The 4944-nt window shown below is 34.0% G+C and carries 7 protein-coding genes; all 7 read left to right on the forward strand.

Annotated features, from left to right (window positions below):
• A partial coding sequence (locus VNZ46_RS22610; protein WP_325562855.1) for a hypothetical protein occupies positions 1-838 on the forward strand: 838 nt, incomplete at its 5' end.
• Positions 835-1509: a glycosyltransferase family A protein gene (locus VNZ46_RS22615; RefSeq protein WP_325562857.1), complete on the forward strand. Its 675-nt coding sequence runs from the start codon at positions 835-837 to the stop codon at positions 1507-1509. The genes VNZ46_RS22610 and VNZ46_RS22615, both read left to right, overlap by 4 nt.
• Positions 1503-2087: an alpha-1,2-fucosyltransferase gene (locus VNZ46_RS22620; RefSeq protein ID WP_325562859.1), complete on the forward strand. Its 585-nt coding sequence runs from the start codon at positions 1503-1505 to the stop codon at positions 2085-2087. The genes VNZ46_RS22615 and VNZ46_RS22620 overlap by 7 nt, the downstream gene beginning before the upstream one ends.
• A gap of 139 nt (positions 2088-2226) precedes the next feature.
• Positions 2227-2913: a glycosyltransferase family 2 protein gene (locus VNZ46_RS22625; RefSeq protein WP_325562861.1), complete on the forward strand. Its 687-nt coding sequence runs from the start codon at positions 2227-2229 to the stop codon at positions 2911-2913.
• Positions 2879-4000, forward strand: a complete 1122-nt coding sequence (locus VNZ46_RS22630) for a DegT/DnrJ/EryC1/StrS aminotransferase family protein (RefSeq protein WP_325562862.1) — start codon at positions 2879-2881, stop codon at positions 3998-4000. The genes VNZ46_RS22625 and VNZ46_RS22630 overlap by 35 nt, the downstream gene beginning before the upstream one ends.
• On the forward strand, positions 3978-4580 hold the full coding sequence (locus VNZ46_RS22635) for a sugar nucleotide-binding protein (protein WP_325562864.1): 603 nt from the start codon (positions 3978-3980) through the stop codon (positions 4578-4580). Before VNZ46_RS22630 ends, VNZ46_RS22635 begins: the two co-directional genes overlap by 23 nt.
• Positions 4577-4944: hypothetical protein (locus VNZ46_RS22640; protein WP_325562866.1), on the forward strand; the 368-nt coding region annotated here is incomplete at its 3' end. The genes VNZ46_RS22635 and VNZ46_RS22640, both read left to right, overlap by 4 nt.

Genomic DNA, 4944 nt, shown 5'->3' on the forward strand with positions numbered 1-4944 from the left:
AGGTCATAATACCGACTTTTTTCTTTGGTCAGATATTCCAGAGGCGGAAGATACGGAAGCTTTTAAAAAAGCAGAGCAAACTACTCTTGATACTACATTGCCATTAAATAATCCGGCATTGCATCAACAGATAATTTTAGAAATTCAAGAAAGTTTTAAGAATTTACAAGAGAATCGAAAAAATTTGGGAGCAACAGTGTTTCCGATTGAAAAGATCGAATGGCCTATGCCAACTCTTATGCGTTACCATACGATTTTACAGCAAGAGGAAAAGTTAAGAGAATACGATTATATTTTTTATTGTGATATAGATATGCGATTTGTTAATGTTGTTGGTGATGAGATTTTAGGGGATGGATTAACTGCAGTTTTGCAACCGATGTATGCTGTTCGTAAAGAATGGTGGCCCCCTTATGAACCGGATGAAAAATCAACAGCTTATATTAAAAGACCAGGTAAAGTTATTAATGATAATGGTAAAGCCAGATTTATGCCGATGTATTTTGCAGGTGGTGTAAATGGGGGAAGAGCTGATAAGTTTATTGAGGCTATGAAAGCAATGAAAAAAAATATTGATAAAGATTTTACAAATAATTATATATCTGTTTGGAATGATGAATCGCATTGGAATAAATATTTATTTGATAATCCGCCGAGTATTGTGCTTACACCGAGTTATACATATCCTGATAGTTTGATTGAAGAATATTTTAAACCTATGTGGGGGCAAGATTATCAACCGAAATTAGTAACTTTGACTAAAAAGTTTTCTTTTCAGCCAGGTGGTGGGGAGCATGTTCAAAAGATAACTAAAGAATTGGGAAGTTTACAAAAATGATCAGCGTAATTGTTCCAGTATATAATCAACAGGAATATTTAAATGATTGTATTGATTCTATTTTAGATAATAATTTAGGAGAAAGAGTACAAATTATTATTGTTAATGATGGTAGTACTGATAATAGTTTAGAAATAGCAAAGAGATACAGAGTTTGGAGTAATGTTAAAGTTATAGATCAGGTGAATAAAGGACTGGCATCGGCTAGAAATACAGGTATAATGAACGCTAAATTTGACTGGATATTTCCTTTGGATGCTGATGATATGATTAAAGAAAATTGTTTAGAAAAGATTTTAGTAGCAATTAAAGAAAATCCTGAAGCGGATATTATCGCTCCGTCATTTAAAGAATTTGGAGTTAGAAATCAAGAAGTTATTTTAATGGATAATCCGACGATAGAAGATTTTAACACAGGAAATCGAATACCTTATTTTTCTGCTATTAGACGAAGTAAACTTTGGGAAGTTGGTGGTTACTCGCCGCGTATGATATTTGGATATGAAGATTATCATTTGTGGTTTAATTTGTTAACTCGCAATGCGAAGATTAAAACATTAAAAGATGTATTGGTGTTATATCGAACTAAAGAAAAGTCTATGATCCATGACGCGTTAGATCACCACGAAGAATTAATGGTACAAATAAATAAAGATTTTAATTTATGGTAAATGTACAAGATAAACAATTTGGTAGATATGGAAATAGATTTTTTCAATTAGCATTTATTTGGGGACAATTTCGTGAAGGTAAAATTCCCGATATTTATTTACAGGATTATAGATATTTTGATAAATATAGGGAAGAACTTAGACAATTATTTAAACAAGAAGGTGAACCTTTGGATTATGTTTCTATTCATATTCGGCGCGGGAAAAATCCCGATAATCCTGACGAACCAGCTTATTCTGATAATAATTTTTATGTAGATTTGATAAAAACTGATTATTATAAAAAAGCTATTGAACAGTTTAGAGGTGAAAAATTTATGATATTTAGTGATGATGACGATATATTATGGAATATGAGTGATCTTTTACATGAAACAGAATATGAAATTTCTTATAGTTCTGAATTAGGAGATTTTAATAAAATGGCTAGATGTAAGAGTCATATTATTGCAAATAGTTCATACTCTTACTGGTGTGCTTATTTAAGTGGAAATAAAACAATAGCTCCTTCAGTTGAAAATTGGTATACTTCAGGTAAAGAATTGACGATATGTCCATCTGAATGGATCAGAATTTAGGAGGAATTATGCGATGCCATAGGTGTTGGAATAAGATACGAGATAAATGGTATCGTGGTGAGCTGGTGTTTTGTTCCAGTGTTTGCCGTAAGGCTTCATTGGATGCGGGAGAAGGAGTGAAAAAAATTAGTTTACTACAATGGTTAGTCCAAAAATTTCTATAGTTGTTCCCGTCTATAATATGTCTAATGCTGTTCAGTTTTTGAAAAGAAATTTGGACAGCATCGTTTCTCAAACTTTTAAGGATTACGAGATAGTGGTTTCTGATGATTCAGATGATGATCAGCTAAAGATTTTTTGTCATAAGTACCAGGTAAGATATGTTAAAAATAAGGGTAGTAAAGGAATGGCGAATAATACCAATCACGCGATTGAAAATGCTAAAGGGAAACTGATTAAGATTTTATATCAAGATGATTATTTTAATACCGAGAGTTCTTTAGAAGATATTAATAGATATTTTGTTGGATACGCTTCTTGGATGGTTAGTGGTTGCGCTCATTCAGATGGAATAACTCAATTTAACGATCACTTTCCTTTTTATTCCGAGTCAGAAAATACAATTGGGTCGCCGTCAGTTTTAACTTTTAAACGAGAGGTGGAAGAACGATTTGATCCGGAATTTCACTGGGTACTCGACTTAGATTTGTACAAACGACTTTATCACAATTACGGCAAGCCAAAGATTTTAAATAAAGTGAATGTGGTTATAGGACTTCACCTAGGTCAGAAAACTTATTTACTTAGTGATGAAAGAAAACTTTTAGAATACGAATTATTAAGAAGAAAATATGAACAACATCCCAGTGCTACAGCCAAGTTATGACGAACAGACTTTACAGGAACTATTAGATGTTATGCGAAGCGGTTGGGTTGGTCAGGGGCCGAAATGTTTTGAGTTTGAAGAAAAGTTTGCGGAATATGTTGGATCAAAATATTGCATTATGACTAATTCTGGCACTTCAGCTTTAGATTTGTGTTTAAAAGTTTATGATATTAAAGGCGGCGAATTGATTACAACTCCAATGACTTTTGTATCAGACGCGATAGTTGGTGAATGGAATGAAATGGAAGTTGTTTTTGGAGATATTGAGGAAGATTCTCTTTGTTTAAATCCTGAAACTATATTTAATGGAGTATATAATCAACCTATTGATGTTAAAGCAATTATTGTTGTTGATTCACACGGTAGATTAGCAAATATTAAACGAATAAAAGAAATTTGCATAGAAAAGAAAGTTAAACCTTTAATAATTGAGGATGCGGCTCATGCTTGTTATACAAAGGGAGCTGGTGAATTTGCGGATATAACGATTTGGTCATTTCAAGCAGTCAAAAGTTTACCAATATTTGATGGTGGTGCGATAACAACCAATGATGAAGCGATATATAAAAAATTAAGGACACTGACGTGGTTGGGGGTAGAAAAATCTACATGGGATCGAGTAGGGAAAAAGTATACGTGGGATTACGATATTCGACAGGGTCAAGGCATCAAAGCGTATATGACTGACGTGCAGGCTGTGATAGGTTTAGGACAATTGAGACGCTTGCCCTTGACTTTAGCTAGACGTCGGACAATTCAGAGACGATATAATGAAGCGTTTAAAGATCATGCTTGGTTTGAAGAGCCAGCGTACTCGGAGACTGTACAGTATTACACGCCGCAATTTGAAGATCGAGACGGCTTATCAGATTATTTGGCGGAAAAAGGAATTACAACGTCAGTACACTTTAAACCACTTTCAGAAATGACTTACTGGAAAAAGGCAAAGAAAAATCCGTTGCCAGTAACGGATCGAGTTTGGAAAAATTTGTTGAGTTTACCCGTACATGACAATCTTTCTGATTTAGATATTCAGTACATTATTAATCAGGTTTTGAACTTTTATGATACTGCTAACAGGCGGTAGCGGATTGCTTGGAAAAGAATTGCGGAAGTTATCTAAATTTAATGCTCCCTCGCATAAAAAGTTTGATATTTTAGATCCGCCTAGATTAAAATGTGATTTGATAATCCACGCTGCCGCTTATACTGATGTTGTTAAAGCAGAGAAAGAAAGAGAAGAATGTTTTAATGTGAATGTAGTCGGGACGCTAAAAATTTCTACTGTTTATTCAGATGTGCCATTAGTTTATATTTCAACCGAATATGCCAAGAATCCAGTTAACTGGTATTCGAGAACCAAGCAGATCGCAGAATCAATTGCAATGGATCATCCGGCTGGCTGTCTGGCGATCAGAACTTTATTTAAACAGCGACCTTGGAAATATGATAAAGCTTTTTTTGATCAGTGGACTTTGGGAGATTATGTTGACAAGATTGCGCCGAAGATTATAAATGTGATTAAGAATTGGGATAAGCAGACGAAATTAATTTATGTCGGAACTGGCAGGAAATTAATTTTTGATTTGGCAAAAGAAAGCAAGCCGGATGTGCAGCCAATTTCGGTTAAAGAAGCATTGGTAACTCTACAAGCTGATTATTTATGATAAAAATTCCGAAAGTAACTTTGATTGCTTATGGATCGCATTATTATCAGAAGGTTCAGCAAAAAGCTTTGGATTTATCCTGTAAGCAGATAAGATGGGGCGCAGTTAAAAATATTATTGATGATAACTGCACGAATATAGCAACTTGGAATGAGAGGATAATATCAGAACTTCACAAACATATTCAAACATCCCATTGTTTACTGATACATCATAATGGTTTCGTGGTTAATCCTGATGCTTGGACAAATCGTTGGTTAAAGCTGGACTATATAGGTTCACCGTGGCCTATTCCAAACGATAATTTTTCTTATAGAACCCCATTAGGTCGTTTAATTAGAGTTGGTAATTCAGTTTCACTTCG

The sequence above is a fragment of the Pedobacter sp. genome (assembly GCF_035566355.1).
Classification (GTDB): domain Bacteria; phylum Bacteroidota; class Bacteroidia; order Sphingobacteriales; family Sphingobacteriaceae; genus Pedobacter.

Bases quoted from the DNA above. Each gene is read 5' to 3' on its own strand.
- VNZ46_RS22620 (WP_325562859.1), top strand. From the start codon at position 1,503: ATGGTAAATGTACAAGATAAACAATTTGGTAGATATGGAAATAGATTT.
- VNZ46_RS22625 (WP_325562861.1), top strand. From the start codon at position 2,227: ATGGTTAGTCCAAAAATTTCTATAGTTGTTCCCGTCTATAATATGTCT.
- VNZ46_RS22615 (WP_325562857.1), top strand. From the start codon at position 835: ATGATCAGCGTAATTGTTCCAGTATATAATCAACAGGAATATTTAAAT.
- VNZ46_RS22630 (WP_325562862.1), top strand. From the start codon at position 2,879: ATGAACAACATCCCAGTGCTACAGCCAAGTTATGACGAACAGACTTTA.
- VNZ46_RS22635 (WP_325562864.1), top strand. From the start codon at position 3,978: ATGATACTGCTAACAGGCGGTAGCGGATTGCTTGGAAAAGAATTGCGG.